Source organism: Streptomyces sp. WZ-12 (genome assembly GCF_028898845.1).
Lineage (GTDB): Bacteria > Actinomycetota > Actinomycetes > Streptomycetales > Streptomycetaceae > Streptomyces.
Genome location: NZ_CP118574.1, coordinates 4,349,794 through 4,376,047, shown reverse-complemented (window position 1 = coordinate 4,376,047; position 26,254 = coordinate 4,349,794). Strand labels below are relative to the sequence as shown.

Annotated in this window: 20 protein-coding genes and 2 pseudogenes; 10 read left to right on the top strand and 12 right to left on the bottom strand. The window is 69.6% G+C overall.

The window, feature by feature from the left end:
- The first annotated feature begins 148 nt into the window (after positions 1-148).
- Positions 149-997 (top strand): helix-turn-helix transcriptional regulator, encoded by an 849-nt coding sequence (locus PV796_RS18650; protein ID WP_274914431.1) that lies wholly within the window; start codon positions 149-151, stop codon positions 995-997.
- A gap of 12 nt (positions 998-1,009) precedes the next feature.
- Here the strand turns inward: PV796_RS18650 and PV796_RS18645 are convergent, their stop codons facing one another.
- Positions 1,010-1,210 (bottom strand): hypothetical protein, encoded by a 201-nt coding sequence (locus PV796_RS18645; RefSeq protein WP_274914430.1) that lies wholly within the window; start codon positions 1,208-1,210, stop codon positions 1,010-1,012.
- 109 nt (positions 1,211-1,319) lie between these two features.
- Positions 1,320-1,817, bottom strand: coding sequence for a nuclear transport factor 2 family protein (locus PV796_RS18640; protein ID WP_274914429.1), 498 nt, complete (start codon positions 1,815-1,817; stop codon positions 1,320-1,322).
- Between the two features lie 114 nt (positions 1,818-1,931).
- Between PV796_RS18640 and PV796_RS18635 the strand changes: the two genes are divergently transcribed.
- Positions 1,932-2,504: a TetR/AcrR family transcriptional regulator gene (locus tag PV796_RS18635; RefSeq protein WP_274914428.1), complete on the top strand. Its 573-nt coding sequence runs from the start codon at positions 1,932-1,934 to the stop codon at positions 2,502-2,504.
- A gap of 386 nt (positions 2,505-2,890) precedes the next feature.
- Here PV796_RS18635 and rocD read toward each other — a convergent pair whose 3' ends face one another.
- From rocD to PV796_RS18620, 3 genes are all read right to left on the bottom strand, one after another.
- Positions 2,891-4,117 carry an ornithine--oxo-acid transaminase gene (gene rocD, locus PV796_RS18630; RefSeq protein WP_274914427.1) on the bottom strand — a complete coding sequence of 409 codons (1,227 nt, stop codon included), beginning with the start codon at positions 4,115-4,117 and terminating at the stop codon, positions 2,891-2,893.
- The gene (gene ddaH, locus PV796_RS18625; protein ID WP_274914426.1) at positions 4,114-5,007 is read right to left on the bottom strand and encodes a dimethylargininase; all 894 of its coding nucleotides are present in this window, start codon (positions 5,005-5,007) and stop codon (positions 4,114-4,116) included. Before ddaH ends, rocD begins: the two co-directional genes overlap by 4 nt.
- A gap of 138 nt (positions 5,008-5,145) precedes the next feature.
- On the bottom strand, positions 5,146-5,697 hold the full coding sequence (locus tag PV796_RS18620; protein WP_274914425.1) for an Lrp/AsnC family transcriptional regulator: 552 nt from the start codon (positions 5,695-5,697) through the stop codon (positions 5,146-5,148).
- A 215-nt stretch (positions 5,698-5,912) separates the two neighbouring features.
- Here PV796_RS18620 and PV796_RS18615 point away from each other — a divergent pair, with 215 nt between their 5' ends.
- Positions 5,913-6,671, top strand: coding sequence for a GntR family transcriptional regulator (locus tag PV796_RS18615; protein WP_274914424.1), 759 nt, complete (start codon positions 5,913-5,915; stop codon positions 6,669-6,671).
- Positions 6,668-8,158 carry an MFS transporter gene (locus tag PV796_RS18610; protein WP_274914423.1) on the top strand — a complete coding sequence of 497 codons (1,491 nt, stop codon included), beginning with the start codon at positions 6,668-6,670 and terminating at the stop codon, positions 8,156-8,158. The genes PV796_RS18615 and PV796_RS18610 overlap by 4 nt, the downstream gene beginning before the upstream one ends.
- Before the next feature lie 148 nt (positions 8,159-8,306).
- On the opposite strand, the gene PV796_RS18605 is transcribed toward PV796_RS18610, so the two are convergent.
- Positions 8,307-9,842, bottom strand: coding sequence for an amidohydrolase family protein (locus PV796_RS18605; RefSeq protein WP_446750605.1), 1,536 nt, complete (start codon positions 9,840-9,842; stop codon positions 8,307-8,309).
- Between the two features lie 554 nt (positions 9,843-10,396).
- Here PV796_RS18605 and PV796_RS18600 point away from each other — a divergent pair.
- From PV796_RS18600 to istB, 5 genes are all read left to right on the top strand, one after another.
- Positions 10,397-12,661, top strand: a complete 2,265-nt coding sequence (locus PV796_RS18600) for a terpene synthase family protein (RefSeq protein ID WP_274919117.1) — start codon at positions 10,397-10,399, stop codon at positions 12,659-12,661.
- 257 nt (positions 12,662-12,918) lie between these two features.
- Positions 12,919-13,107: a hypothetical protein gene (locus PV796_RS18595; RefSeq protein WP_274914422.1), complete on the top strand. Its 189-nt coding sequence runs from the start codon at positions 12,919-12,921 to the stop codon at positions 13,105-13,107.
- A gap of 170 nt (positions 13,108-13,277) precedes the next feature.
- Positions 13,278-15,317, top strand: coding sequence for an ABC transporter ATP-binding protein (locus PV796_RS18590; RefSeq protein WP_446750690.1), 2,040 nt, complete (start codon positions 13,278-13,280; stop codon positions 15,315-15,317).
- A 1,662-nt stretch (positions 15,318-16,979) separates the two neighbouring features.
- Positions 16,980-18,524, top strand: a complete 1,545-nt coding sequence (gene istA, locus PV796_RS18585; protein ID WP_274919657.1) for an IS21 family transposase — start codon at positions 16,980-16,982, stop codon at positions 18,522-18,524.
- 75 nt (positions 18,525-18,599) lie between these two features.
- Positions 18,600-19,442, top strand: coding sequence for an IS21-like element helper ATPase IstB (istB, locus tag PV796_RS18580; RefSeq protein ID WP_274911130.1), 843 nt, complete (start codon positions 18,600-18,602; stop codon positions 19,440-19,442).
- Between the two features lie 426 nt (positions 19,443-19,868).
- Here the strand turns inward: istB and PV796_RS18575 are convergent, their stop codons facing one another.
- The 5 genes and pseudogenes from PV796_RS18575 to PV796_RS18555 form a co-directional block, all read right to left on the bottom strand.
- Complete coding sequence (locus PV796_RS18575) at positions 19,869-20,750, bottom strand: hypothetical protein (protein ID WP_274914421.1); 882 nt, start codon at positions 20,748-20,750, stop codon at positions 19,869-19,871.
- 491 nt (positions 20,751-21,241) lie between these two features.
- Positions 21,242-22,058, bottom strand: a pseudogene (locus PV796_RS18570) (IS982 family transposase); the annotation flags it as partial.
- A gap of 157 nt (positions 22,059-22,215) precedes the next feature.
- On the bottom strand, positions 22,216-23,199 hold the full coding sequence (locus PV796_RS18565) for an IS481 family transposase (RefSeq protein ID WP_274919114.1): 984 nt from the start codon (positions 23,197-23,199) through the stop codon (positions 22,216-22,218).
- Between the two features lie 71 nt (positions 23,200-23,270).
- Positions 23,271-23,420 carry a hypothetical protein gene (locus PV796_RS18560; RefSeq protein WP_274919407.1) on the bottom strand — a complete coding sequence of 50 codons (150 nt, stop codon included), beginning with the start codon at positions 23,418-23,420 and terminating at the stop codon, positions 23,271-23,273.
- Between the two features lie 179 nt (positions 23,421-23,599).
- Positions 23,600-23,737: pseudogene (locus PV796_RS18555) on the bottom strand (SAM-dependent methyltransferase); the annotation flags it as partial.
- Positions 23,738-24,004: 267 nt separating this feature from the next.
- Between PV796_RS18555 and PV796_RS18550 the strand changes: the two are divergent.
- Positions 24,005-24,547 (top strand): helix-turn-helix domain-containing protein, encoded by a 543-nt coding sequence (locus tag PV796_RS18550; protein ID WP_274919113.1) that lies wholly within the window; start codon positions 24,005-24,007, stop codon positions 24,545-24,547.
- A gap of 643 nt (positions 24,548-25,190) precedes the next feature.
- Here PV796_RS18550 and PV796_RS18545 read toward each other — a convergent pair.
- Complete coding sequence (locus PV796_RS18545) at positions 25,191-26,153, bottom strand: recombination directionality factor (RefSeq protein WP_274914420.1); 963 nt, start codon at positions 26,151-26,153, stop codon at positions 25,191-25,193.
- Positions 26,154-26,254: the final 101 nt, after the last annotated feature.

The following is a 26,254-nucleotide window of genomic DNA, read 5'->3' as shown; positions in this document are numbered from 1 at the left end:
CGCTTATGCTGGTGTTTTTCCCACCACCGTCGTTCCCACCACCGTCCTGCCGGCGCTCTCTTCCCCGCACCGCCCGTCCCACACGGGCCGCGTGCGGACCCGGTCCTGACGTCCGCCCACACGAACCCCGAGGAGGGCCGAGGAGCCCATGTCCGACCAGGAACGGCGGCGCGCCCTCGCGGAGTTCCTGCGGGCGCGCCGGGAGCGGATCACCCCGCGCGAGGCGGGCATCCTGGCCGGACCGCGCCGCCGCACCCCCGGGCTGCGCCGGGAGGAGGTCGCCCAACTCTCCGGCGTCAGCGTCACGTGGTACACCTGGCTGGAGCAGGCGAGGGACATCGGCGTCAGCCGTCAGGTCCTCGCCAGCCTGGCGCGCGCCCTGATGCTCAGCTCGGTCGAGCGGCGCCATCTGTACGCGCTGGCCGGCGAACTCCCCCCGGAGCAGCCACCCGGAGCCGGCCCGGGGCCCGCCCTGCAACGCCTGGTGGACGCCCTGGACCCGCACCCGGCCTATCTGCTCGACGCCAACTGGGACCTGGTCGCCTGGAACCGCGCCGAGGCCGGCCTGATCGGCGACCCGGGCCAACTCGCCCCCGACGAACGCAACCTGCTCTGGCTGGTCTTCACCGATCCGGCGATGCGGACGCTGCTGGCCGACTGGGAGGGGCAGGCGCGGGACCTGGTCGCGCAGTTCCGGGCCGATGCCGGCGAGCGGTTCGGTGATCCGCGCGTGGCACGGCTCACCAGGGAACTCGCCGCGCGCAGCGCGGAGTTCGACGGGTGGTGGGGAGCCCACCACCTGGCGGACCTCGACAGCAGCCGCCGCACCTTCCACCACCCCCGGGCCGGCGACCTCACCTTCGACTACGTGAAGTTGGCGGCCCTCGATGCGCCCGGCGTCAAGCTGTTCGTGTGCATGCCCGGCGACGAGCGGACCCGACGGAGCCTTCCGCTGCTGCGGGGCGCGCGAGACGAGCGGGGCGAACGGGACGCGTGAGGGCGCCGGCGGTCAGCAGCCGCCCGCGCCAGCGGAGGAGGCCGCCGCCCCCGCTATGGCGGCGTTGGTGTTGCCCCGCGCCGCCCGGTCTCCCGCGCGCTTGGCCTCCTCAAGGCCGGCGCCCCGCATGCCCGCCGCCATGGTGGCTTCCATCCGGCGCCGCTCAACCAACTCGGCGCGCTGACGCTTCAGTTTGCTCAGGAACGACATCATGGACCTCGCATTTCCCCTGTGAAGACGCTCAAACTTCCTGCCCAACCCACCTTACGGCCGAGGTACGACAATCCCCCTCGCCGCCCTCGCGCGCCGCCCCAACTCCCGCTCACCGCAGCGGAATCAGGGCATCGCGCTCCCCGTCTCCCCGCGCCCCGAAGATCCGCCGCTCCCGCTCCCCGATCCGCACGTCATGGATCCCCGCCTCCCGCCGCCGCATCAGCCCCAACTCGTCGAACTCCCACAGCTCGTTGCCGTAACTCCGCCACCACCGCCCCTCCGCATCCCGGCACTCGTACTGGAACCGCACCGCGATCCGGTTCCCCGCGTACGACCACAACTCCTTCCGCAGCGCGTACTCCAGCTCCCGCGCCCACTTCTGCCGCAGGAACGCGACGATCTCGGCGCGCCCACGGAGGAAGGTGTCCCGATTCCGCCAGACCGAGTGCTCGCTGTAGGCGAGCGCCACCCGCTCCGGATCCCGGCTGTTCCAGGCGTCCTCGGCCGCCCGCACCTTCTGCCGGGCACTCGCCTCGTCGAACGGGGGCAACGGTGGCCGTGGCGCGGACGCACCCGAGCCGGTGGGCATGGCAAACACCTCGGACATGGCAAGACTCCCTCTGGGCCGCTGGGCAAGTGAGGCCGAACGCAAGGGAGAACGAGCGTTCTCCCCGCCTCCGCTATCCTAGAGAACGATCGTTCTCCCGGGAAGGCAGGCCCTGTGTCGGACCACGACGCCATACGGACGCGCATCCTCGATGCCGCCGAGCAACTCTTCTACGCGCGCGGCATCCAGGCCGTCGGCATGGACCAACTCCGCACCGCCGCCGGCGTCTCCCTCAAGCGCCTCTACGGCACCTTCCCCGCCAAGCACGACCTCGTCGAGGCGTATCTGCGCCGCCGCGACGAGCGTTGGCGGGCCGCCCTCGCCGCCTTCGTGGACGCGCACGCCGCCACCCCGGCCGCCCGCGTCCTCGCCGTCTTCGACTGGCTGGCGACCTGGTTCGCCGCCCCGGACTTCCGCGGCTGCGCCTTCCTCAACGCGCACGGCGAGTTGGCCCCCACCTCGGACGCCGTCGCCCGCATCACCCGCGACCACAAACAGGCCCTCCACGCCTACCTCACCGACCTCGTCCGCCCCCTGTCCCACCCCACCCCCGCCACCCTGGCCGACCAACTGGCCCTCCTCATCGACGGCGCCCTCACCACCGCCGCCCTCACCCACACCCCAACCCCGGCCCACACGGCCCGCGGGGTGGCGGGGGTGTTGGTGGGGGTGGGGGCGAACGCCTGACGGCGCGCCAGTGGGGGTGAGTACGACAACTCCCGCGCGTGGGACGAGGCCAGGGGTTGGCTGGCGTCATGGAAGACACGTCGTTGCCGTTGAGTGAGGAGCGGGATCCCGCGGCCTGGGTGGGGCCGTTGGTCTCGACCGTGGTCACCGTGGCAGGGGGCCTCGCGCTGGTTTTCGTGGGGTTCTCGGCGATGGCGTGGGGGAGTGGCCGAACGCCTGACGGCGGGTGAGGTGCGCGTGGGCGGCGGCGCTGTCGGTCGTCGGGGCGTTGGTGGCCTCGATGGCGGTGGTGGAGTGGCCGTGAGGGCGCGGCAACCGGCCGAGGCCCTCGCGACGGCACCCCCGGCCCTGTACGGGGAGCGGGGGTGCCGTGGGGGATGCGCGGGTCAGCTCAGGGTGCGGCCCAACTTCTCCAGAGCCGAGCTCAGTTCGTCCTCCGTGATCGTCAGGGGTGGGGCGAGGCGGATGGTGGAGCCGTGGGTGTCCTTGACGAGGATGCCTTCTTGGAGGAGGCGTTCGCTGAGGGTGCGGCCGGTGCCGAGGGCGGGGTCGATGTCGACGCCTGCCCAGAGGCCGCGGGCGCGGAAGGCGGTGACGCCGTGGCCGAGGAGGTCGGTGAGGCCGGAGTGCAGGACCTTGCCCAACTCGGCGGCGCGGTCCTGGAACGCGCCGGTTGACAGGAGGTCGACGACGGCGGTGCCGACGGCGGCGGCCAGGGGGTTGCCGCCGAACGTCGAGCCGTGTTGGCCGGGGCCGAGGACGGACATCACCTCGCGGCGGGCGACGACGGCGGAGACCGGGACGATGCCGCCGCCGAGGGCCTTGCCGAGCAGGACCACGTCGGGGCGGACCCCTTCGTGGTCCACCGCCAGCGTGGTGCCCGTGCGGCCGAGGCCGGACTGGATCTCGTCGGCGATCATCAAGCAGCCGGCGCGGGTGGTGAGTTCGCGGACGCCGGCGAGGTAGCCGTCGTCGGGGATGAGGACGCCGGCCTCGCCCTGGATGGGCTCGATGAGGACGGCGGCGGTGGTGTCGTCGAGGGCGGCTTCGAGGGCGCCGAGGTCGTTGTAGGGGATGGTGCGGAAGCCGGGGGTGTAGGGGCCGAAGCCGGCGCGGGCGTCCTCGTCGTCGGAGAAGCTGACGATGGTGGTCGTGCGGCCGTGGAAGTTGCCGCTGGCGACGACGATGGTGGCCCGGTCGGCGGGCACGCCCTTGACGTCGTAGGCCCATTTCCGGGCGACCTTGATGGCGCTCTCGACGGCCTCGGCGCCGGTGTTCATCGGCAGCACCATGTCCAGGCCGGTGAGCTCGGCGAGGCCCTCGGCGAAGCCGGCGAGGCGGTCGTGGTGGAAGGCGCGGGAGGTGAGGGTGAGGGCGTCCAACTGGCGGTGGGCGGCCTCGATGAGCGTCGGGTGGCGGTGGCCGAAGTTCAGGGCCGAGTAGCCGGCCAGCATGTCGAGGTAGCGGCGGCCCTCGACGTCCTCGACCCAGGCGCCCTCGGCGCGGGCGATGACGACGGGGAGGGGGTGGTAGTTGTGGGCCAGTACGGGGGACTCCGCCTCGATGAGCTCGGCGGAGGACCGGTCTGCGGTGCGGGTGGGTGCGGTCGTCATGGGCGCAGCTCCTGAGTGCAGCACTTGATGCCGCCGCCGGCCTTGTGGAACTCGGAGAGGTCGACGGGGACGGGGACATAACCACGGGCGGTGAGCCGGTCGATCAGGCCGATGGCCTGGGGGGCGATGAAGACGTGGCGGCCGTCGGAGACGGAGTTGAGGCCGAAGGTCAGGGCGTCGTCGCGGGTGGCGAGGACGGCGTCGGGGAAGAGGCGGCGGAGCACCTCGCGGCTGCCGGGGGAGAAGGCGCCGGGGTAGTAGGCGAGGGTGGCGGCGCGGGGGCCGTCCGCCGGTCCGGCCCCGTCGCCGCTGGTCGCGCCGCCGTCGTCGAGGACGAAGAGGGCCGTGTCCAGGTGGTAGAAGTACGGGTCGGTGAGGTGGAGGCTGATCACCGGGAGGCCGAAGTGCTCCTGGAGTTCGGCGTGTGCCTCGCGGGTGGTGCGGAAGCCGGTGCCGGCGAGGAGGTAGCCGCCGGCCGGGACGAGGTCGCCCTCGCCCTCGCACGGGGACTCGGGCCGGTAGAGGTCGTAGCCGGCGGCCTTGAACCAGATCTCGTACTCGCGGGACTCCGGGCGGCGCTGCGGGGCGTGGAAGAGCGAACCGAAGGCGCGGCCGCCGACGACGAGGGCGGAGTTCGCGGCGAAGACCATGTCGGGGAGGCCGGGGGACGGCTCCATGATCTCGACGGTGTGGCCGTGCTCCCGGTAGGTGCGCACCAGCTCCGCCCACTGCCGGCCGGCCAGCGCGGTGTCGACCTCGGCGGCCTCCTGCATCCAGGGGTTGATGGCGTACTGGACGTCGAAGTGGGTGGGCCGGCAGACCAGGTAGCGCCGGGGACGGGCGGTGTGGCGCGCGCCGGGGCGCGCGTCGGCGGGACGGATCGTGGACACGGAATGGGCCTCCGCTTCCTGTTGTGACGTTCCGTGGGAGGTCGTCACCTGGGGCAATCCACGGTAAGGAGCGGTCGATTCCGGTCACAAGAAAAGAGTGCTGCGTAAGGGCGCAGGAATGCTGCGTATGGGTGGCGGTCACCGCTGGTTTGCGGCGTGCTGGGGCGGCTGAGGGCGGTCTCGGGCGCGGTCGGGGGCGGCGGCCCGGTCGCCGGGGCGGCGGCGGGCACCCGCCTCGGGGCTGTCCGGGATCAGGTGGGAGAGGACCATGTAGCTGATCGTCTTCCGGATGAACGGCTCGGTGCGGATGCGTTCGAGGACCTCCTCGAAGTGCTCGACGTCGGTGGCCCGGACGTGCAGCAGGGCGTCGGCGCCGCCGGTGACGGTCATCGCGGCGGCGATCTCCGGGTGGTTGCGGACCACCTCCGCCAGGCGCCGGGGCGGGGCCGCGCTGTCGCAGTACACCTCCACGTACGCCTCGGTGAGCCAGCCCAGGGCGGCGGGGCGGACGGTGGCGGAGAAGCCGGTGATCACGTTGTTCTGGCGGAGCCGGTCCACCCGGCGTTTGACGGCGGTGGGGGAGAGGCCGATGGCCGAGCCGATCTCCGCGAAGCTGGCCCGGCCGTTGTCGATCAGCGCGGCGACGATCTTGCGGTCCAGCTCGTCGAACGGCGCGGACTTGGTGCTCATGGGGTGGTCTTCCTTCCTCTCCTCCTCCCGTTCCCGCGGGGCTTGGGAGTGCTTGTCACGGTAACGGTGGCCGGCGGCGGGTGGCGCAGCGCCCGGAGCCTTCCCCGAACCCGCAGGTCAGGAATCCGTGCAGGTCACCGTGGGTGGCGTAACGCGGCCGTAACGGGGCTTGCCTAGCGTCGGGGGCGTTGGGAGCCGGTGGGAGGAGGGCGGCGATGGCGGACGACGCCGGGGCCGGGGAGGGGCTGACGCGCGCGGACCGGGCGCGGCGGGTGGCGCACGTGCTGCGCGGGCAGGTGCTGCGGGGCGCGTTCCCCGGGGGCGTGCTGCCCGACGAACGGGCGCTGATCGCGGAGTTCGGGACCTCGCGGAACACCGTCCGGGAGGCGCTGGGGCTGCTGCGCGACGAGGGGCTGGTGGAGCGGCGGCGCGGGGTGGGGACGGTGGTGGTCGGCCGGACCTACGAGCACCCGTTGGGCGAACTGTCCGGTCTGGCCGAGGTGTTGCAGCGGCACGGGACGGTGGTCAACGAGGTGCGGGCGGCGCGGACCGTGCGGGCGCCGGCCTCGGTGGCCCGACGGTTGGGGCTCCCGGAGGGGAGCGAGGCGGTCTATCTGGAGCGGCTGCGCCGGGTGGACGGCACCCCGCTGTCGTTGGACTGCACGTACCTCATCCCCGAAGTGGGCGGCCCGCTGCTGGCGTTGGGGCGGGCGCGGCTGGAGAGCCGGGACGTCTTCGACCTGATCGAGCGGGCGGCCGGGCGGCCGTTGGGGTCGGCGGAGGTGGCCGTGCGGGCGGTGGTCGGTGACCCGGCGACGTGCGAGGTGCTGGGGATGCCGGCGGGGGGCGCGGTGCTGGCCGTGGACCGGCTGACGCGGCTGGCGGACGGGCGGCCGGCCGACCTGGAGTTCATCCATCTGCGCGGGGACCGACTGACGTTGCGGGCCCGGCTGGACCGGGTGCGGGAGGGGTGAGCCGGGTGCTCCAGGCGTTGCGACCGCGGCCGTCGACGGCGACGCCACGGCGGGCGGTGACGGTCGCGATGTGCCTGTGCGTGACGCTGGTGGTGGGGATGGTCTCCGCGGTCAACCTGGCCATCCCGGACCTGTCCGCCGGGCCGCTGCACCCGTCCGCCGAGGCGGTGGTGTGGGTGGTGGACGGCTATGTGGTGGTCTTCGCCTGCCTGTTGGTGCCGGCCGGGGCGCTGGCCGACCGGCGCGGCCGCAAGGGCGTGCTGCTGTGCGGGATGGCGGTCTTCGTCGTCGGCTCGGTGGTGTGCGCGGCGGCGCCGCACGTCGGTGCGCTGATCGCCGGGCGGATGCTCAGCGGGGTGGGCGCCGCGGCCGTCCTGCCGAACACCCTGGCGCTGCTGGTGGACGGGCTGGCGGACGGGCCGCGGCGCCGGGCGATCGCGGTCTGGGCGGCGATGACGGGGCTGGCCGCGGTGCTGGGCAACGTGGGCGGCGGCGCGGCCATCCAGTACGGGAGTTGGCGGACGCTGTTCGTCTGCGTGGTGCCGATCGCGGTGGGCGCCTGGCTGCTGGTCGCCGCGGTCGCACCGGTGCCGGCGCGGCATCCGGGGCCGGTCGCGCCGCTGACCGCGGCGCTGTTCACCGGCGGGTTCCTGGCGCTGCTCAACGGCATCGTGAGCGGGCCGCAGGCGGGCTGGCTGAGCCCGTGGGTGCTCGGCTCGCTCGCGCTGGCCGGGCTGCTGCTGACCGGCTGGGTGCGGCGCGAGATGCGTTCCCCGGAGCCCCTGTTGGACCCCCGGGTGCTGGCCCGCCCCGCCGTCCGGGCCGGGGCGGTCGGGATGGCGGTGCTCTTCGTCGGCGTGTTCGGGCTGTTCTACCTCAACGGGCAGTACCTCCAATACGCCAAGGGTTACGGCCCGTTGGGCGCCGGGGTGCGGCTGCTGCCGATGGCGGCGGCGCTGCTGGTGGGGCCGCGCTGCGGGTTGCTGCTGGAGCGGTGGTGCGGGCGGCGGGGCGCGGTCGCCGCCGGGATGCTCGTACTGGCCGGCGGGCTGGCCACGGTGTCGGCGGCCGACGCCGGCACCCCGTACGCGCTGTACGCCCTCGGGGCCGGGCTGACCGCGCTGGGCTGCGGCACCGCGACCCCGCTGCTCTCGCACGCGATGATGGCCGCGCTGCCGCCGGAGCGGGCCGGGGTGGGCTCCGGACTCCAGAGCCTGACCCGGGAGTTGGGGAGCGCACTGGGGATCGCGGTGACCGGCACGCTCACCACCGCGGCCTTCACCGCCCACCTGCCGGCGCCGCTGGCCGGTCCCGGCGGCCCGACGACGGTCGCGGCGGCGGAGGCCGCCGTCGGCGGCCGGGGCGCCGACCTGCGGGCCGCGGTGGTGGCGGCGTTCACGGGGGGATTGCACGTGGCGACATTGGTGTTGGCGGCGGGGGTCGCGGTGGCGGCGGTCGCCGTCTTCCGCTGGATGCCGAAGGGGTAGTGGGCGGGGGCGCGTTCCGCCTCGTTGTGGTGACGGGGGTGGGCCGGAGGGGTGGGTGTTCGGACGTAGAGCGAAGCAGTCCGAACACCCGCCCCGGAGGCCCCGCACCCACCACCCACCGACGGCCCCACCCCAACAACCCCCTCCGCTACCGCGGATCCACCCGCCGCAGGGCGGCCCGCTTCACCACCGCCGGCCCCACTTCGGCCGCCCGCGCGACCAGCGCCTGAGCGTCCCAGTCGGGCGGCCAGCCCTCCCACAGCCGGAGCCGGCCGGCCACCACCACGGCGCGGATCTGGTCCCGGTTGGCGAGCCGGACGAGTTCCCAGCGCAGGTCGTAGGAGGGCGTGAGTTCGGGGACGGCCAGGTCCACCAGGAGGTAGTCGGCGGCCCTGCCGACGGCTATCCGGCCGGTGACGCGGCCCAGGCCGAGGGCGTCGGCGCCGCCCGCGGTGGCGTGCTCCAGCCACAGGTGCCCGGCGCCGCACACCGAGTCGCCCGCGGCCAGCCCGTAGGCCAGTCGCTGGGCCGTCTCCGCGGCGTCCACCAGGCGGAAGCCGTCGCCGCGGGTGCCGTCGGTGCCGGTGCCGAAGCGGACGCCGAGCGCGGCCAGCATGGTGGCGTGCGCGACCGCGTTGCCCTTCCAGGCGCTGGCCACCGGGTTGTAGCTGATCGCCGCGCCGGTGTCGGCCAGTTGCCGCATCTCGGCGGGGGTCAGGAGGGTGGCGTGCGCGCCCAGGGTGTGCGGGCCGAGGGCGCCGAGGTGGTGCAGGTAGTCCACCGGGCGGCGCCCTACGCTCTTCAACGAGCGCTCCACGGACGCCAGATGCTCGTTGACGTGGATCTGGAAGACCGCCCCGGCCTCGGCGCAGAGGTCCGCGGTCCGCTTCAGGACCGCGCCGGTGGCGTCCTCGGGGACGGCGATGGCCAGGGAGGGGTGGACCAGCGGGTGGCCGCTCCAGCGCCCCAAGTGAGCCGGCCCACCGGTCCCGTTGGAGACGATCTTGCCCAGGACGCAGCGGAGGCCGGCCTCCTCGGTGCCCCTGGCCACCGCCGCGACGTCGACCGGCGCCCGGGTTCCGGCGTCGGCGACGGTGGTGAAGCCGCCGCGCAGCGCCTCCAGGGCGGCCAACTTCGCGGACAGATAGGCGGTCTCGTCGTCCAGCGCGTGCTCCAGCGGCTCCCAGATGGTCGTGAAGATCTCCGACGGCTGCCCGAACGACTGGGCCTTGCCGAAGCTCTGGGTGAGGTGGTGGTGCGCGTCGACGAAGCCCGGCATCAGGAGGTGGCCGTCGAGCCGGACCGGCGCCGGCCCGTCGCGGTGCGCGGCGAGCAGCCGGGCGGCCGGGCCGACCGCGCGGAAGGTGCCGCCCTCGACGAGGACGGCGTGGTCGCGCACCGGTCCGTCCGGCAGCAGCACCACCTCCGGGACGAGCAGTTGCCGGTCGCCGGCGAACTGGTCGGGGCGGAGCGGCGGTTGTCCCTTGGGGCTCGCGCGCACGGCCGACTCCCGGGCGTACGCGGTGCCGGCGCCCGCCCCGCCGAGCAGCCCGCCCGCGCCGGCGCCGGCCACCCCGGCGAGGAAGCCCCGCCGCCCGAAGCCGGCGGGCGGCCCGCCCTCCTCCCGCTCCGACTCCTGCGCCGCTGCCTGGCCCTGCTGCTCGTTCGCCGACCCGTTCGCCAACCCGCTCGCCTGCTTCCGTCGCCGCATACGTGGGCGCGGCCGGGCCCGGGAACCGGGTCGGCCGCGCCGGGTGGCCCGACCCTAGGACCCGCCGCAAAGCGGAACAAGGCTTTCGACATGCGAGATGAGGCGAGGTCGAAGGGCGGGTGGCGGAACCCCGTGGGGGCCGCCCGGCGCCCCAGTTCAGGGCGGTTGTCGAGAGCCCGTCCGGTGGCGTAACCCCGCCGAAACACGGTATGCGGGGCGGCCGTTGGGCCGGGTGTCACCGCATCTCACGATGCGTCAGATCGGCCCCACATATCTCACGCGCCCTGCGCATCACCCGCTCTCCCCGGCAACTCAACCCGAAAGAGTGCGAGTTCGGTGCGAGTGCGACCGGATGCGCCTACGGAGCCGCCCCCCTGGGTAGGGCAGCGGCCGACAGAGGGGGTGCTTCGGCACGCCCTCCTTCCGTACGTGCCGTCCGTGCGGAGGGAGATCGGGATCGGGAGAGGCCACCAACGGTGACGCAGCCACAGCCCACGTCGCAGCCATTCGCCTTGCCGCACTTCTACATGCCGCATCCGGCCCGGCTCAACCCGCACCTGGAGGCCGCGCGGGCGCACTCCAAGGCATGGGCCCGGGAGATGAACATGCTGGAGGGTTCCGGCATTTGGGACGAGCACGACCTCGATTCCCACGACTACGCGCTGCTGTGCGCCTACACCCACCCGGAGTGCTCCGAGGAGGCGCTCAACCTCGTCACCGACTGGTACGTCTGGGTCTTCTTCTTCGACGACCACTTCCTGGAGGAGTTCAAGCGCACCCTGGACCGGGAGGGCGGGAAGGCGTACCTGGACCGGTTGCCGGCGTTCATGCCGATGGACCTCAACGTGCCGACGGAGCTGCGCGCGCCCGTGCCGGAGCCGACCAACCCGGTCGAGGCGGGGCTGGCGGACCTGTGGCGGCGCACCGTGCCCTCGATGTCGCTGGACTGGCGCCGCCGGTTCGCCGAGAGCACCGAGAACCTGCTGAACGAGTCCCTCTGGGAACTCTCCAACATCAACATCAACCGGATCGCCAACCCCGTCGAGTACATCGAGATGCGCCGGAAGGTGGGCGGCGCCCCCTGGTCGGCGGGGCTGGTGGAGTACGCGACCGGCGCCGAGATCCCGGCCGCGGTCGCCGACTCCCGCCCGCTGAGGGTCCTGAAGGACACCTTCTCCGACGCCGTCCACCTGCGCAACGACCTCTTCTCGTACCAGCGCGAGATCGAGGACGAGGGCGAACTCAGCAACGGCGTCCTGGTGTTGGAGACGTTCCTGGACTGCACCACCCAGGAGGCCGCGGACGCGGTCAACGAGCTGATCACCTCCCGCCTCCAACAGTTCGAGGACACCGTCCTCACCGAGCTGCCGCCGCTCTTCGTCGACCGCGGCCTGGACCCGGCCGGTGCCGCCGCCGTGCTCGCGTACGCCAAGGGCCTCCAGGACTGGCAGTCCGGCGGCCACGAGTGGCACCTGCGCTCCAGCCGCTACATGAACGGCGGCGGCGCCGGCGCCCCCGGCAGCACCGCGGCCCCCTGGTCGCCGCTGGTCTTCGGCGGCCTGGGTACCGAGGGACTCGGCGCGCTCGCCGCCGGCGCCCTGGGCCTGGGCGCCGCCGGCGCCGAACTGCGCACCGCCCTGGCCACCGCCGGCACCCAGCGGCTGCGCCGGCGCACCCACGCCCCCCACCAGAAGGTCGGCCCCTCCCAACTCCCCGACTTCGCCATGCCGTTCACCACCACCCTCAGCCCCCACCTCGACACCGCCCGGCGCAACGTCGTCACCTGGGCGCACGCGATGGGGATGCTCCGACCGCAGCCGGGCGTGCCGCTCTCCGACGTCTGGGACGAGGACGCGCTGGTCCGCTTCGACTTCGCGCTGTGCGCCGCCGGCCTGCACCCCGACGCCACGTCGGACCAACTCGACCTCAGCACCCAGTGGTTGACCTGGGGCACCTACGCGGACGACTACTACCCCGCGGTCTTCGGCCGCACCCGCGACGTCGCCACCGCGCACGCCACCACCAAGCGCCTTTCCGGCCTGATGCCCCTCGACGCGTCCGAGCGGGCCCCCGAGCCGGTCAACGCCCTCGAACGCGCCCTGGCCGACCTGTGGTCACGCACCGCGGCCCCGCTGGCCCCGGAGGCCCGCCGCGCTTTCAAGGAAACCGTCGACACGATGACCGCGAGCTGGCTCTGGGAGCTCGACAACCAGGTCCAGCACCGCATCCCGGACCCGGTCGACTACATCGAGATGCGCCGCGCCACCTTCGGCTCCGACCTCACCATGAGCCTGAGCCGGCTCGGCCACGGCCGCCGGGTCCCGCCGGAGGTCTACCGCAGCGGCCCGATGCGCTCCCTGGAGAACGCCGCCGCCGACTACGCCTGCCTGCTCAACGACGTCTTCTCGTACCAGAAGGAGATCGAGTACGAGGGCGAGGTGCACAACGGCGTCCTCGTCGTCCAGAACTTCTTCGACTGCGACTACCCGACCGCGCTGGCCATCGTCCACGACCTGATGGCCTCCCGCCTGCGCGAGTTCCAACACGTCGCCGCCCACCAACTACCCGTCCTCTACGACGACTTCAAGCTCTCCGACGAGGCCCGCGCCACCCTCGGCGGCTACGTCCGCGAACTGGAGAACTGGCTCGCCGGCATCCTCACGTGGCACCGGGAGTGCCGCCGCTACCGCCCCGAGTACCTCCGCCGCCGGCCCGGTGCCCCCGGCTGGCTCCCGGGCCCGACGGGGCTGGGGACGTCGGGGGCGCGGGTGGCGGCGGGGGTGCTCGGGTAGCGGCCGAACGCCCCTCGGGTGGATCGCCGACAACCCTCGGCGATCCCGTTCCCACCCACGGTGACCTGCCCGTTTTGCCTGAATTTTCACATATGGACCTTGTTGGGGTCGGTGGCCCGTCGTAGTGTCGGGAGTGTCGCGGACGATGTGTTCCGCCGGACGAACTCCCCCAGGGAAATGCCCCGACGGGCACGCCGAATCGCCGACAGACTACGGTCCGGACAGGCCGCGGCGACGTTCCAACACTGGAGGAGAAGATGACCTTCAAGGCATTCTTCCCCCGCAGCCGCAGTAACGACCGCGACCGCCACGGTGGCGGTGGCTGGGGCGACGGCGGACGCGGAGGCGGATACGGCGGCGGATACGGCGGCGGGTACGGCCGTGGCTACGGTGGTGGCTATGGCGGACGTGGCGGCCGCGGTGGATTCTTCATCGTCAGGTTCTGACCTGCTCCGCTGTCATACGCAACCAGCGAACCGCTGATCTTAGACAACCCATGAGATGTGACGTGGGCCTAAGGGTCTAAGACACACCCCGAGGCGGGCACGCGCGCCACGCGCGAGCCGGCCTCGCGGGCTGTCGCCGGCGGACCCGGTGGCCCACCCCCGTGACCACCATGCACCTGCGCAGCGCCCGCAGCACGCGCCGCGGCCGCCGGCCGAGGACGGCCGACGGCCGGGAGTCGGCGACGGTCCAAACAGCGCAGCAGGTCACGGCGGTTGGGGCGGACACGACGGAGAAGACGCAGCCGGTCAGGAAGGTCAACGGCCGGAAACCCAGAACGGCCGAGGACGAGGACCGTACGCTGACGGGACCCCAAGCCCCTCCGCCGACGGAACCCGAACCCCCCGCCCCCCGCGCGTCCCCCACCACCCAACTCCCCACCGAGACCCCCATTCTGACCCGGCACGTCGGCCCCGTGGAGGCGTTCCGCCGCTTCTGGCCGCTGACCCGGGGGGACCGCCGCTGGATGCTGATGGTCGGCGGGTGCGCGGTCATCGCGGCCCTCGCCGAGACCGTCACGATCCTGCTCTTCGCCCAACTCACCGACAACGCCCTCAAAGAGGGCTCGGTCAGCGCCTTCTGGACCCCCGCCGGCACCTGGCTCACGGTGGCGGTCATCGGCGCCATCGTCGGCTACCTCGGCAACTCCCTGGCCGCCTGGACCGCGGAACGCTTCCTGCTGCGCCTGCGCGCCCGCGTCTTCACCCACCTCCAGACGCTGCCGCCGCACTTCTTCCAACGCAACCGCCGCGGCGACCTGGTGGAACGGCTCACCGGCGACGTCGACGCCATCGAACGACTCGTGGTCAGCGGCCTGGTGGGCGCCTGCGCGGCCCTCTTCTCCACCCTCTTCTACGGCGCCGCGGCCCTCTGGCTGCGCTGGGAACTGGCCCTGGCCACCTTCGTCGCCGCCCCCCTCTTCTACTTCGCCACCCGCGGCTTCACCCACCGGCTGCGCGAGGTCTCCCGCCGTCAGCGCGCGGCCGACGGCGCCCTCACCTCCGTCGTCGAGGAGACCCTGGTCAACGTCGTCCTCACCCAGGCGTACAACCGACAGCGCGACGAGGAGGAGCGCCTGGGACGGGAGGCCCGCCGCTGGCTGCGCGCCTCGGTCGCCAGCGCCCGCCTCAACGCCCTCTACGACCAACTCGTCGAGATCCTGGAGACCCTCTGCGTGCTGGCCATCATCGGCCTGGGCGCCTGGGAGATCTCCCAGCGCCGGATGACGCTCGGCCAACTCCTCGCCTTCGCCGCCTTCATCGGCTACCTCTACCCGCCCATCCGCTCCCTCGGCCGGCTCGGCCTGACCGCCACCGCCGCCACCGCCGCCGCCGACCGGCTGCTGGAGATCCTCGACGCCCGCCCCGCCGTCACCGACCCGCCCCCGTCCCGCGCCCTCCCCCTCCCGCACCGCGCCCGAGGTGAACTGCGCGTCGACAACGTCACCTTCCGCTACCCCAACTCCCCCCACCACAACGCCCTCAGCTCCCTAACCTTCACCGCACATCCCGGCGCGTTCCTGGTCGTCACCGGCCCCAGCGGCGCCGGCAAGTCCACCCTCGCCGCCCTCCTGCTGCGCTTCTACGACCCGGACTCCGGCACCGTCCGCCTCGACGGCATCCCGGTCGACCGCCTCCCCCTGGCCGACCTCCGCCGCAACATCACCCTGCTCCCACAGGAGACCCTGGTCCTCCACGACACCATCGAGCACAACATCGCCTCCGGTCGCGAGGGCCCCACCCCCACCCGCGAGGAGGTCGTCCGGGCCGCCCGAGCCGCCGACGCCCACGCCTTCATCACCGCCCTCCCGGACGGCTACGACACGGTCATCGCCCCCGGCACCGCCGCCCTCTCCGGCGGCCAGCTACAGCGCGTCGCCATCGCCCGCGCCATGCTCCGCGACGCCCCCGTCCTCATCCTCGACGAGCCCACCACCGGCCTCGACACCCTCGCCGCCCAACGCATCCTCGCCCCCCTCCACCGCCTCGCCGCCGGCCGCACCACCCTCGTCATCACCCACGACCTCGACCTGGCCGCCACCGCCGACCACATCCTCGTCCTCGACGACGGCCACCTCACCGAGTCCGGCACCCACCCCCAACTCCTCACCCACGCCGGCCTATACGCCGACCTCTTCGAGGGACGGGCGTAGCGACAGTCGAGGCACGTGACGGAAAGTAGCCGTTCCCCCGCAAGGTAGTTGCGCCTGCTGTTCACAACAAGAAAAGGCTGACTATGTAGTCCCGTATGCCAGGAGGAACTGTCAAACTATAAAGACGCATGTCAATGCGACTCTCGGAGGGAGAGGCAGCTTCCGTGCGGCAGAGTGCGACAGGTTTGCGCAAGGAGCGTGCTGTAGTACGCAGTTGAGCCGCTGACGCCTACGCTCTACGTTTCCCTCGCATGTCCGTTCCGAGGAGAGCAAAGGAGAAGAGCTGTGGGCGAGAAGTACTACACCTAAGGCCGTCTGGTCTCGCGGGCCGAGATCGCGGGCTTAAGCCGGTGTGGGGAGGTCTGCCGTCACCAACTGGGTACGGTGCCATGAGGACTTCCCGGTTGCCGTTTGCTCGTGCGGAGGAGAGTACTTCAGGCTCTCCGATGTCATCCGTTGGCTGGACACCCGGACTGTGTCGCGAGGCGGAGGTGTCCCCATCGAGACACTCCCCACCACCTATGGCAATCGGGTTCGTGCGGCGTTGGATCAGATATCGCATGGCACAGCGGAGGTCACCGGTCGGCCACCGGCAGCAGGGCTGGACCGTGGTGAGCGGGCAGAGGACCGGACTCGCCAGGCGTTAGCCGAACTTCTGGAAGAGTCGATGCTGCGGCAGTGGGGAGCGTCCTCGCTCGCCGAAGACTTGCCGCTTCCCGTGTGCCTTGTCTTCCTACGGTGAGCGGTCCCCGTTGAGTGGGAGCGTGTACGGCAGTCCGCATATCTCCCGAGCGCGCGGGTCACCTACCGCTTCCTGGCTGCGTGATCGCCGCAGCGGACTCAGCTCTTCGTCCCCGCGGAGTGCTACCTGCCACGGTGGCGGCACTGGGCCAGCTCCGCCCGAGCGCGAGGCCGACCCCGCTCGCCTCGTAGACCTGGTCCAGGCACTCGATCGCGAAGCGTTCCGCATGCTGCTTGACGCATACGCCGAGGCGTATGCACTCGACAGTCGGACGGCCTTCACCACACAGGCCATCGCGGACCTACTGGGCGGGCTCCCCGCCGTTGATGGGCCACTCCACCGAATCCTAGATCCTTGTATCTGAGCACCAGCAGGCTCACCACGGCCTCAGGTGACGACGCCGCTGGAGCACTCAAAGCCCTACGCACCAGCCTTTCGAGGGGCAGCAACGAATCGGCGTGCTCCTCCATTCCCTAGACCAGCAGCTCTCCGCCCTCCGTGAGGCCGCAGCCGGCCCTTATGCCGCTCGACTGCACGGAGAATGACCTATGAGCGCTCTGCCTCCTGCTGCCTGCGTCCCTTGGCTTCTCACAGCAGCCCTGCTCTCCGTTGTTGTCGCCCTTGTTGCCTTCATGCTGAAGCGCAACGCGGGAAAGCCGCCCACCCGAAGCTGTCATGGGCGCCGGTGTCGCCTTCGCTGGTTGCCTGACTCTTGACAGCGGACAGCGCAAGATCCAGGTAGACGGTCATTCCGGGTCTTGGCTGGCGGACAGCTCATCTCCCTGGTGATTGGGCTATTCGAGGCAGTCCGAACATCCATTCCGAACAGATGAATCCCTCCGGGGGTTTGCTCGTGATTGCCCGATCACATATGAGCGACTCCTCCCGGAGGGATCGTGAAGAAGAATGCCAGGGAAGTGATGGAGATCTTCGAGGCGTTGGATGCCACCGAGTGCGTGTACTCGGCGGCTCAGCTGGCGGGGGTTGATCCCAAGACCGTGCGCCGGTACGCACGGATGAGGGACAGGGGGATGCCCGTCGACGGACCGATCGTCCGCCCGAAGCTGATCGACCCGTTCATGCCGAAGATCGAGGAGTGGGTCGAACGTTCGCAGGGCAAGGTCCGTGCCGACAAGCTCCACGAACGCCTGCAACTACTGGGTTTCACCGGTGATGAGCGCACGACCCGCCGGGCGGTGGCGAAGGCGAAGGAACGGTGGAAGGCCGGCCACCGCAGAACGTATCGCCCATGGATCGCTGAACCTGCGCTCTGGTGCCAATTCGACTGGGGTTGGGGACCGAAAGTGCCTGGCCCAGGCGGTGGCGAGCCCCGCCAAACGCTGTTGTTCTGCGCGTGGTTGGCGTGGTCCCGTTACCGGGTGGTGGTCCCGGCCTGGGACCGGTCGCTGGGCACGCTGATCTCGTGCATCGACTCCATGCTGCGGCAGTTCGGTGGGGTCCCGACCTATGCGCTGACCGACAACGAGAAGACCGTCACCATCGACCGCGTCGCCGGTGTCGCCGTCCGCCACCCTCAGGTGGTGGGCACGGGCCGCCACTACGGCGTGCAAGTGCACACATGCGTCCCCTTCGATCCGGAATCCAAGGGCGGTTCGGAGGCCACGGTCCGCATCGCGAAGGCCGACCTGGTGCCCACTGATGCCAATCTGCTGGGCGAGTACGACAGTTTCACCGAACTCCGCGGGGCCTGCGCGGTGTTCTGCCAGCAGGTCAACCAGCGCATCCACCGCGAGACCGGCAAGACGCCGGCGGCCATGCTCGACATCGAAAAGAAGCGGCTTCATCCGTTGCCCGAGGCCCCCCACACCCTCGCGTTGGGCGAGTCGAGGCAGGTCCTCAAGGACCAGACGGTCCGCTTCGGATCGGTCCGCTACTCGACCCCGCCGGGCCTGGTCGGTTCCGAAGCCTGGGTTCGTGCCGACGGCGACGAGTTGGTCATCGTCGTCGACCTGTCCCGCCTTGCCCACCGGCCCGAGTGGATGCACGGCCCCGCCGGCTTGGTGGAAGTCGCCCGGCACCAACTCTCCCTGCCCGGACGGCCGGTGATCGACCTGACCCACTACCCCAACCACCCCCAGGACATGGACGGTGGTCCCCGCCAGCCCAAACCCAAGCCCAGCACGGACGCGGAGAAAGCATTCCTCGACCTCGGCCCGGGGGCCAAGTCGTGGCTGATCGAAGCCGCCGCGGCCGGCACCAGCAGGATGCGGGTCAAGATGGCCGCCGCCGTCGAACTGGCCGCTCTGGTCGGTGTCGGCGAGGTCGACATCGCCCTCGGGCTCGCGGCGACCGCCGGACGGTTCGCCGAAGAGGACCTCATGTCCATCGTCCAACACCGCCGCCACGGTTCCCGCCCCGCCGACCTGGTCGTCGCCGATGAGGCCCACTCCGTCCAACCCGGCACCTCCGCCTGGGCCGACTTCGGCCGCGTCAAACCCGCCTGATCTTCCGTTCCCGGGCCGCTTTGCGGCCCGGGAACGGGGACCCTCCCAACCCGGCACCATGGAAAGGAAGTTGACATGACAGCCCCCGTGATGGATCCCGTCGAGGTCGTCACCCAGACGCCCCCGACACCGCTTCCCCCGCCGCCGACGGCCCCGCCGATCCCGCCCGAGCTGGAGTCCGTCCTTCGGCGCATGCGTTTTCCCTACCTCCGCAGGGCCGCCCCCGAAGTCCTCGCGACCGCGAGATCACAACGGTGGGACCCCGCTGAAGTGGTCCGCATCCTGCTGGAGGAAGAGATCAAGGGCCGCGACGCGGCCACCAGACGCAACCACCGCAAGCAGGCTCAACTCCCCTCGGGCAAGACCTTCGAGTCGTGGAAGGAGGACATCTCCTCCATCCCCGTCCCAACCCAGCACGCGTTGATGACGCTGGAGTGGATCGGCCGGGCGGAGAACTTGGCGGCCGCCGGCCCCAGCGGCACGGGCAAAAGCCACCTGGCCGAAGCACTCGCCAACAAGGCCATCGACGAAGGGATGAAAGTCGCCTGGTTCACCCTCGAATCCCTCACCGCCCACCTCGGCCGGGCCGTCGTCGACAACACCGTCTCCAAGGCCGTCGCGAAGATCACCCGATGTGATCTGATCGTCGTGGATGACATTGGCATGCTGCCCTGCGGCCAGGCCGCCGCCGAAGCCTTCTACCGCGTCATCGACGCCGCCTACGAACGCCGTTCGGTCATCGTGACCTCGAACCTTCATCCCTCAGGATTCGATTCGATCATGCCCAAGACACTGGCCACCGCCGCTGTCGATCGCCTCCTGCACCACGCTCACATCGTGCTGACCGAAGGCTCCTCACTCCGCCTCACCCAGGCCACCACCGGCCAGGGAGTCCAACCTCTCATCACCGCCAACTGACCGCCAACCGAGGGACGAAAAGTCATACCGCGACGGGAGATGAGCTGTCCGCCCAGCAAGACCCGAACTGACCGCTCACCCAGACGGGCCGATGTCCGTGGACAACTCTGTGCGTAGGCGTGCTGACGGCGGCGGTGATCTCGTGAGAACGGCGTGCTCTGTCCTTGGCGGAGAGCTAAGAGAGCTGCAAGAGGAGTGCTCTGCCCAGCGAACGGTGAGTTTGCGACGGACCAGTGGTAGACGGAGGCAGCGCCTCGGGGCCGGTACGTTGCTGCGGACCGGCCCCGAGGGTTATCAGGAGGTGAGATGCGAACCTGTAGGGCGATCCCACGGTTGTTTCCCGCAAGCTGCCGTTGCAGTATTGGCGCTTAGCCAACACGCCAACAAGAACGTGTCACCCCTCCGCCATTTCGAGTATGATTCGACCTATTCGTCCGAATCCACGACATTTTCCTTCAGCCACCTGTCACTCAAGTTGATAGCAGGCTGAATGACCTCGGGATAGCGGTCAGCAAGGTATTCTTGCTGAATCTCCTCGCCTGTTCGGCGGTCCTTGATGGTTTTCACTCCGGACGCCTTCATTTTCTTCAGCGTGCCGATTGAGTCACCCGACACGAGGGCATTGAATGCCTTGATCGCTTGCGCAGATTGTTGAACACTGTCCCTGCTAACCACTCCGCGGTTTACGTTGAGCATGGTATTCGTGTAAATGGCCCGAGGGTCTCGCCCGACAAATTCTTTGCTGGCCTCGCCGATCCCTTTGAAGAACAGTTCGGAGGTTTGCTCTGGCCATACCTCTGTGATAATTTCGTGCGCGACAATCAGCCCCGTGGCGCTAGCTTGGCATTGCCTTCCTTTGCTGATCAGGCTAACGATGCGTTCCTCGCTGACCGGCCATTTCGGTACCAGGTCTCGCACTTGCTCGGCTGTCAGTCGTCCACTCGTCCACCTCGTCCAGTGGAGGCCTGCTGCTCGGTTGGCGAGGATCTTCAAAGCGGCCGCATATACGTTGGAGTTGTTCTGTTTCATCTGCGTGGCCTGCGCGACGAAGTCACCTGCTGTGCGGACGCGGCCGCCATCAATTGCGGAAAAGGTGTCTGGGTTGAGGTTGTACGTAACCTGGGCGACCACTGAAATACCGGTATCAATGATGGCGGCAGCACGGTGTTGCCCGTCGATGAGGCAGCCGTGCCAGTCCAGGGCGAAACCTTGATGCGTGGTGAGGAATTGCTTATTTCGCAGAATGCTCTTGAACTTGTCGATATTGGCGCGCCTCAGGGGGACGCGATTGCATGTCCTCTTCTCCATCCAGGTTGAGCACCTAGTGGGCGTCACCTCAATGGTTTCGGACCATACGTGCAATTTGCTGCACTCTTCCTCGTTCACGGTTTGCCCTTTGTTGCTGCCACGTCAATTTCCGGTCGACTCGAGAGTGACATCGAGGTGTTCCTCTTTGTCGTGCCTAGGCAGGATAGGGGGTGAGGGGGTTGAAGCCGGCCTCATGTCTGCATTTCAGGTGAAGTTGAATGTTTATTTTGCGATTAAGGCTTTTGGTGTGCATTTCTGATCGTTTTCATTCCAAAGGTGTCAATCTTGGGATGGCTGGTGTCGCTTTGCGTGTGCCTCGCCACTCGGACTCCGCCTACGCGTGGTGTGCCTGCTGTCGCGTAACGAATGTGGCGTCTTTGCGTTGCCGCCGATGGAGAGTCGTCGTCCTTGACGTTGGCTCGCGTGGCGGAGGGGCTCTTGCCCTGAACCGGCGCTGTGGATGGTGGCCCAGATGGCCTCCGCGTGCGGCGCCCGGCAGGGGATCGAGCCGCGGAGGTTTCGCATGGCGCTAGATGGTTGAGCTGGCCCTTGAAGGTCTCGTTGAGCGACTCGATGACCTGCCGCAACGGCTTGAACAGTGGGGTCCCGGGCCGTTCCGGCTCACCCTTGCGGGCCGGCCGCAGCAGCCGGATGTCCTGCTCGGCCAACTGGTGCTCGAAGTCGCGGCCGAAGTAGTTCTTGTCGCCGATCAGCGTCTGTCCAGGCCGGGCGGCGACGAGGTGCAATTCGGAGGCGAGCAGGTCCAGCAAGGTCTCGCGTTCGTCGGCCTTGGCTCCGGTCAGGGCGAAGGCGATCGGCAGGCCCTGCAGGTACACACCAGGTGCAGGCGCAGGCCCAGAAGAAGCGGCTGTGGCTGGCGCAGTATCCGTACTCGGCCCATCCGGCCAGGTCGGAGCGTTTGACGGTCTCGCGGGAGCGTCCGCACTCCACCGGCGTGGAATCCACGATCCACACGTCGTCGCTCCATACGGAGGTGTCGGTGGCGAGCAGCCGTGTCACCCGCCGCAGCAACTCGGCGGCCTTGCGCAGGCGCTTGTTGTAGCCGGGCTGCTGCGGTAGGTAGGGGAAGAGATGCCGCAGGTGGGAGCGGGCATGGCGAAGCCACTTGGTCTCGGAGGTGAAGCCCAACATCGCCTGCACCATGGCGAGCGTGACCAGCTCGGCATCGGTCAGTCGCGGAGCGATCCCGACCGCCGGACGCCAGGGCGCCAGATGCGGTGATGCCTTCAGCAGGTTGTCGGTCTTCACATAGAGTGCGGTGGCGAGGGAGTCCAACTCTGTCTTCACACACTGACGTTGGGCTCCCTCCCCTTGTGCGCGCAGCCGATTCCTTGGAATCGATCATCTAGGCAAGGTTCCGAAGGTTCGCGCCCCATGGGCTCTCTCGAGCGGCTCTTCTGGCTCATGCCGTACTCCAGGCTTCAAGAGTCTGCGGTGGCGCGGTCTAGCTGTATTGCCCCGCAGCGTTGTTGACGCGGTTGATGGGTGGCTTACCGCCGAGCGCGGTGTGGCAGCGGTGATGGTTGTAGGTGTGGAGGAAGTCCACGAGGGCCGCAGTGCGTTCGGCGTTGTTGGAGTACGGGCGTACGTAGGCCCATTCGTCGAGGAGCGTGCGGTTCAGGCGTTCGACCTTGCCATTTGTCTGGGGGCGGTGCGGGCGGGTGCGCTTGTGGATGCTGCCAGCGGCTTTCAGAGCCTGGCCGAAGAGCTTGGATCTGTAGCAGGAGCCGTTGTCGGTCAGGACCCGCTCGACGGTGATGCCGCGTTCGGTGAAGAAGGCGTTCGCCCGCTGCCAGAATGCGGCGGCGGTCTCCTTGCGCTCGTTGGCCAGGACTTCGCTGTAGACGAGGCGGGAGTGGTCATCGATGGCGGTGTGGACGAAGCTGTAGCCGATGACGGGACTGCCGCCCTTGCGCGCGTCGGTCGTGGCCTGTCTGTTGGTACCGGCTTGCTGGCGAGACATGATGCGATGTCCGCCGCCGTCGGGGATGTTTCCGAGCTTCTTGATGTCGACGTGGATCAGCTCGCCGGGGCGTGCGCGTTCGTAGCGGCGGATGAGTTGGCCGGTGGGCCGGTCCATCCAGCGCAGCCGGTTCAGGCCATGCCGGACCAAGACTCGATGGACGGTCGAGGTAGGTATTCCCAGGATCGGACCAATCCGGGCTGGGTCAAGCTTCCGCTCACGGCGCAGCGCACAGATCTGGCTTTCCGTGCTGGCCGGAGTGCGATGCGGTGTGGCCCGGGGCCGGCTCGTTCGGTCGTACAGTCCCGCGTCGCCTTCGGCTCGCCAGCGTCGAATCCACTTGTGGGCGGTGGTGCGGGAGATCCCCATTTCGTCAGCCACGTGAGCGACGGGCCTGCCGGCGCGGACCCGGTCGACAAGGAGCCGTCTGCCGTGGATGGTCAGCCGGGCATTGGAGTGGGGCACGAGCACCTCGGTGAGTGATCAGACGCAACGGGGGAGAATACGAGCGCAGGAGGGCGCCAGCCGAGGCTGGTTCACTGCAGGCGTGCGGCTCGCAGGATGCTGTTGATCAGCACATTCCAGGTGGGGCCGATCAGTAGGGCGATGTCGGCGGCCTGGTAGTAGTCGTCGGGGTTGAAGTCTTCGGTTGGGGTGAGGTCGGCGCGGTCGTGGGTGGTGAACAAGAGGGTGCCGCCAGGGGCGACAGCGTCGAACAGCCGGTAGAGCGTGGTGTGGTCGGCCTGGCGGCGGGGGCGTCGTGTTCAGGTCGGCCCGTGCCCAGGCGATGCGCTCCTGGATGTCGATTGCTGAGCGGGTGCCGCAGGGCGGTGGGGGAAACGTCGATCGCGGTGACCTGCCAGCCGTGTCGGGCGAGCCAGAGTGCGTCGGCACCTTCGCCGCATCTGACGTCGAGGGCCTGTCCCGGAGGAAGTTCGGTGGCCTCGGAGACGAGTACGGGGTTGGGGTTGCCGCTGGAGACCTGGTCGCGGCTGCGGTACATGTCGTCCCAGTGCTGCGCGTCCATGGCGGGTGCTCCTGTTCGTGAAGGGGTTGTGGTCGGCGGCCGGGGCTTCACACCGCTGGTGTCCACGTCGTACCGGATGCCCCTATAGAGCTGCGTGTTTTGGGTCACCGTGACCACCTCCGACCGTCACGGTGCACCCGCTTCGATAATCGGGCAAAGCTCTTTGGGGAAAGTGAAAACCCCATGCAGGGTGAGATGCATGAGCGACGACTTTGAGGCGGTACTGGCCGCCGTCGGCCCCGGCTGCGCGAGCTGCGCCGCCGCGGCGGCACCCTCACCGCCCTGTCGGAGACCACCGGCATTTCGATCAGCATCTTGTCCCGGCTCGAATCCGTGCAGCGCAAACCGGGCCTGGAGCTCCTGCTGCCACTCGCCCGCGCCTACCAGATGCCGGTCGAGGAGCTGATCGGCGCACCCACCGACCTCGACCCACGGGTGTACCCGCAGCCCTTCACCCGCAACGGCATGACCGTCGTCCCGCTCTCGCGCACCCCCGGCGGACTACAGGCGTATAAACACATCCTGACCGGCGGCCGCGAGCCCGACCCCCGCTCCCACGAGGGCTACCACTGGCTCTACGTCCTGCGCGGACACCTGCGTGTCGTGCTCGGCGACAAAGACTTCATTCTCGCCGAGGGCGAGGTCGCCGAATTCGACACCCACATCCCGCACTGGTTCGGCAACGCCGACGAACACCCCGTGGAGTTCCTCAGCATCCTCGGCCCACAAGGCGAACGCGTCCACATCAAAGCCAGCTACCGCCCCGACGAAACCCACACCCACTGAACAGCCAGACCATCGGCACGAACCACGAAGCGTAGGCCATCTTCTGTTCCAACATCCCGCTCGCTCGCGTTAACAACGATTGTGGTCAATACATCTAGCCGAGGCACCAACATCGATATTCGTGTGCGGAGTCACATTCTGGCGGGGGGCTGAAGTGCTAGATCTTCTGAAGTGCACACGTCCTGATCCTCGGTCGTGAGGGCCGGTAGGTTCGTCCGGCACGGAACAGGGGGGGCGGGTGGAGCCGCTCGGCAGGTGCACGCTTGGTCGAGGGCTGCAGCTAGCCGTCCTGTGCGCCGTGGAACCGGCCTCGGAGGTCACGGGTTTGCTTGAAGAGGCGCTGGCTGGCGTGTCATGCACGTTGACTGAAGATTGCGAAGGGTCCCATCAGTAGCTGGTGGGGCCCTTCGACAACGTGCCCGGTGAAGGCACTGGCGGAGGATACGAGATTCGAACTCGTGAGGGGTTGCCCCCAACACGCTTTCCAAATGTTCGTCCGGGGGCCGGCGAGGGCCGTGTGCGTCCTGACCTGTGGCGGAGCGTTCGGGGCGGCCCCATCCGGATGAACCGGACGGAGGCGAATGAGACCAGAACTGAGACCACCTGTCCTGGCCGCCTGTGAGCACTGTGCAGCCGGAATCGGTCAGGCGAGTGAGGGATCCGCACTTTGGAGCGCTTGCGCTTGCCCCGCGATGGCTGCGATGCGTTCGACATGCTCGCGCAGCCGGGCGAGCTCCATGGCCCGCTGCTGGCTTGTCACGACCTCGGACAGGGCAGCGACAACGATCTCCTGGGGGTCGCTGATGCCCAGCGCTTGGGCGGCGCGGCGGAGCAGAACAGCATCCACGTCGACCGAGCAGGTCCGCTCAGGCGTGGGCTGGACAGAAGGCTCAGCCCTGTCTCTGGCCCTTCGGCGCGGTGCGGATGGCGCCGGAGAAGGCGAGGGTGAGGTGGGCGGCGGGGCTTCCAGTGCGACGGTGCCGGGGCTGCCGAGTACGGTGACCACCGGCCTTCGATAGCAGACGCTTCTGCCCGCCTTGGTGGTGAAGACGACCAGCTCCATCGTGAGGTCACAGACGGCTGGGCCGCCGACACGTTCCAGCGCATCTGTCAGGTCAGGGAGCTGTGCAGCCAGCTCCCAGGAGCCCGTCATGAAGTGGAAGCCGCCGAGCGCGGGTTCAGCTGCGATCCGGAAGGTGAGATTGATCGATGGCATTGGGCCACGGCCGTCTCTAGCGGCCGTCTTTCGGTCCTTGAGCCGCGAAGGGCAGCCGCATGGCTGACCCATCTTCTCTTCTGGCGACAGGAATTCGAAGCCGTCACATTCGTGGATGATCCCCTCGCAGCCCCAGAGGACCATGCGAGCCGCCGCAGCGTCGGGCCCATCCATGAGTACGCGTACTCGCTCACGGTTCGTCAGGACCTCGTGGGCGAGTGCTCCTCCCCCTTCGTTCGGTTGAGGCTGGCCTCCAAGGAGGGCGGCGACGCGGGCGGCCACCTCTGGGTCGTCGGTGGTGAAACGCCAGGCGTTCAGAGCCTGAGGGCGTCCCTCGGCTAAACGGCCTGTGTGGAAGCGACCCACTTGGACGGTCGTGCTCTGCGTCATTCGGGATCCTCGGTAGAGCGGAGTGTGGACAAGGCGTCAACCCGTACCTGAAGAGAGCTCATGTTGCGTGGTGCGACGGATACGGCGGCGCGGCGTTCACC

Bases quoted from the DNA above. Each gene is read 5' to 3' on its own strand.
- PV796_RS18590 (WP_446750690.1), top strand. From the start codon at position 13,278: ATGCACCTGCGCAGCGCCCGCAGCACGCGCCGCGGCCGCCGGCCGAGG.
- rocD (WP_274914427.1), bottom strand. From the start codon at position 4,117: ATGACGACCGCACCCACCCGCACCGCAGACCGGTCCTCCGCCGAGCTC.
- PV796_RS18640 (WP_274914429.1), bottom strand. From the start codon at position 1,817: ATGTCCGAGGTGTTTGCCATGCCCACCGGCTCGGGTGCGTCCGCGCCA.
- PV796_RS18615 (WP_274914424.1), top strand. From the start codon at position 5,913: ATGGCGGACGACGCCGGGGCCGGGGAGGGGCTGACGCGCGCGGACCGG.
- istB (WP_274911130.1), top strand. From the start codon at position 18,600: ATGACAGCCCCCGTGATGGATCCCGTCGAGGTCGTCACCCAGACGCCC.
- PV796_RS18575 (WP_274914421.1), bottom strand. From the start codon at position 20,750: ATGGAGAAGAGGACATGCAATCGCGTCCCCCTGAGGCGCGCCAATATC.
- istA (WP_274919657.1), top strand. From the start codon at position 16,980: ATGGAGATCTTCGAGGCGTTGGATGCCACCGAGTGCGTGTACTCGGCG.
- PV796_RS18545 (WP_274914420.1), bottom strand. From the start codon at position 26,153: ATGACGCAGAGCACGACCGTCCAAGTGGGTCGCTTCCACACAGGCCGT.
- PV796_RS18620 (WP_274914425.1), bottom strand. From the start codon at position 5,697: ATGAGCACCAAGTCCGCGCCGTTCGACGAGCTGGACCGCAAGATCGTC.
- PV796_RS18595 (WP_274914422.1), top strand. From the start codon at position 12,919: ATGACCTTCAAGGCATTCTTCCCCCGCAGCCGCAGTAACGACCGCGAC.
- PV796_RS18645 (WP_274914430.1), bottom strand. From the start codon at position 1,210: ATGATGTCGTTCCTGAGCAAACTGAAGCGTCAGCGCGCCGAGTTGGTT.
- PV796_RS18650 (WP_274914431.1), top strand. From the start codon at position 149: ATGTCCGACCAGGAACGGCGGCGCGCCCTCGCGGAGTTCCTGCGGGCG.
- PV796_RS18600 (WP_274919117.1), top strand. From the start codon at position 10,397: ATGCCGCATCCGGCCCGGCTCAACCCGCACCTGGAGGCCGCGCGGGCG.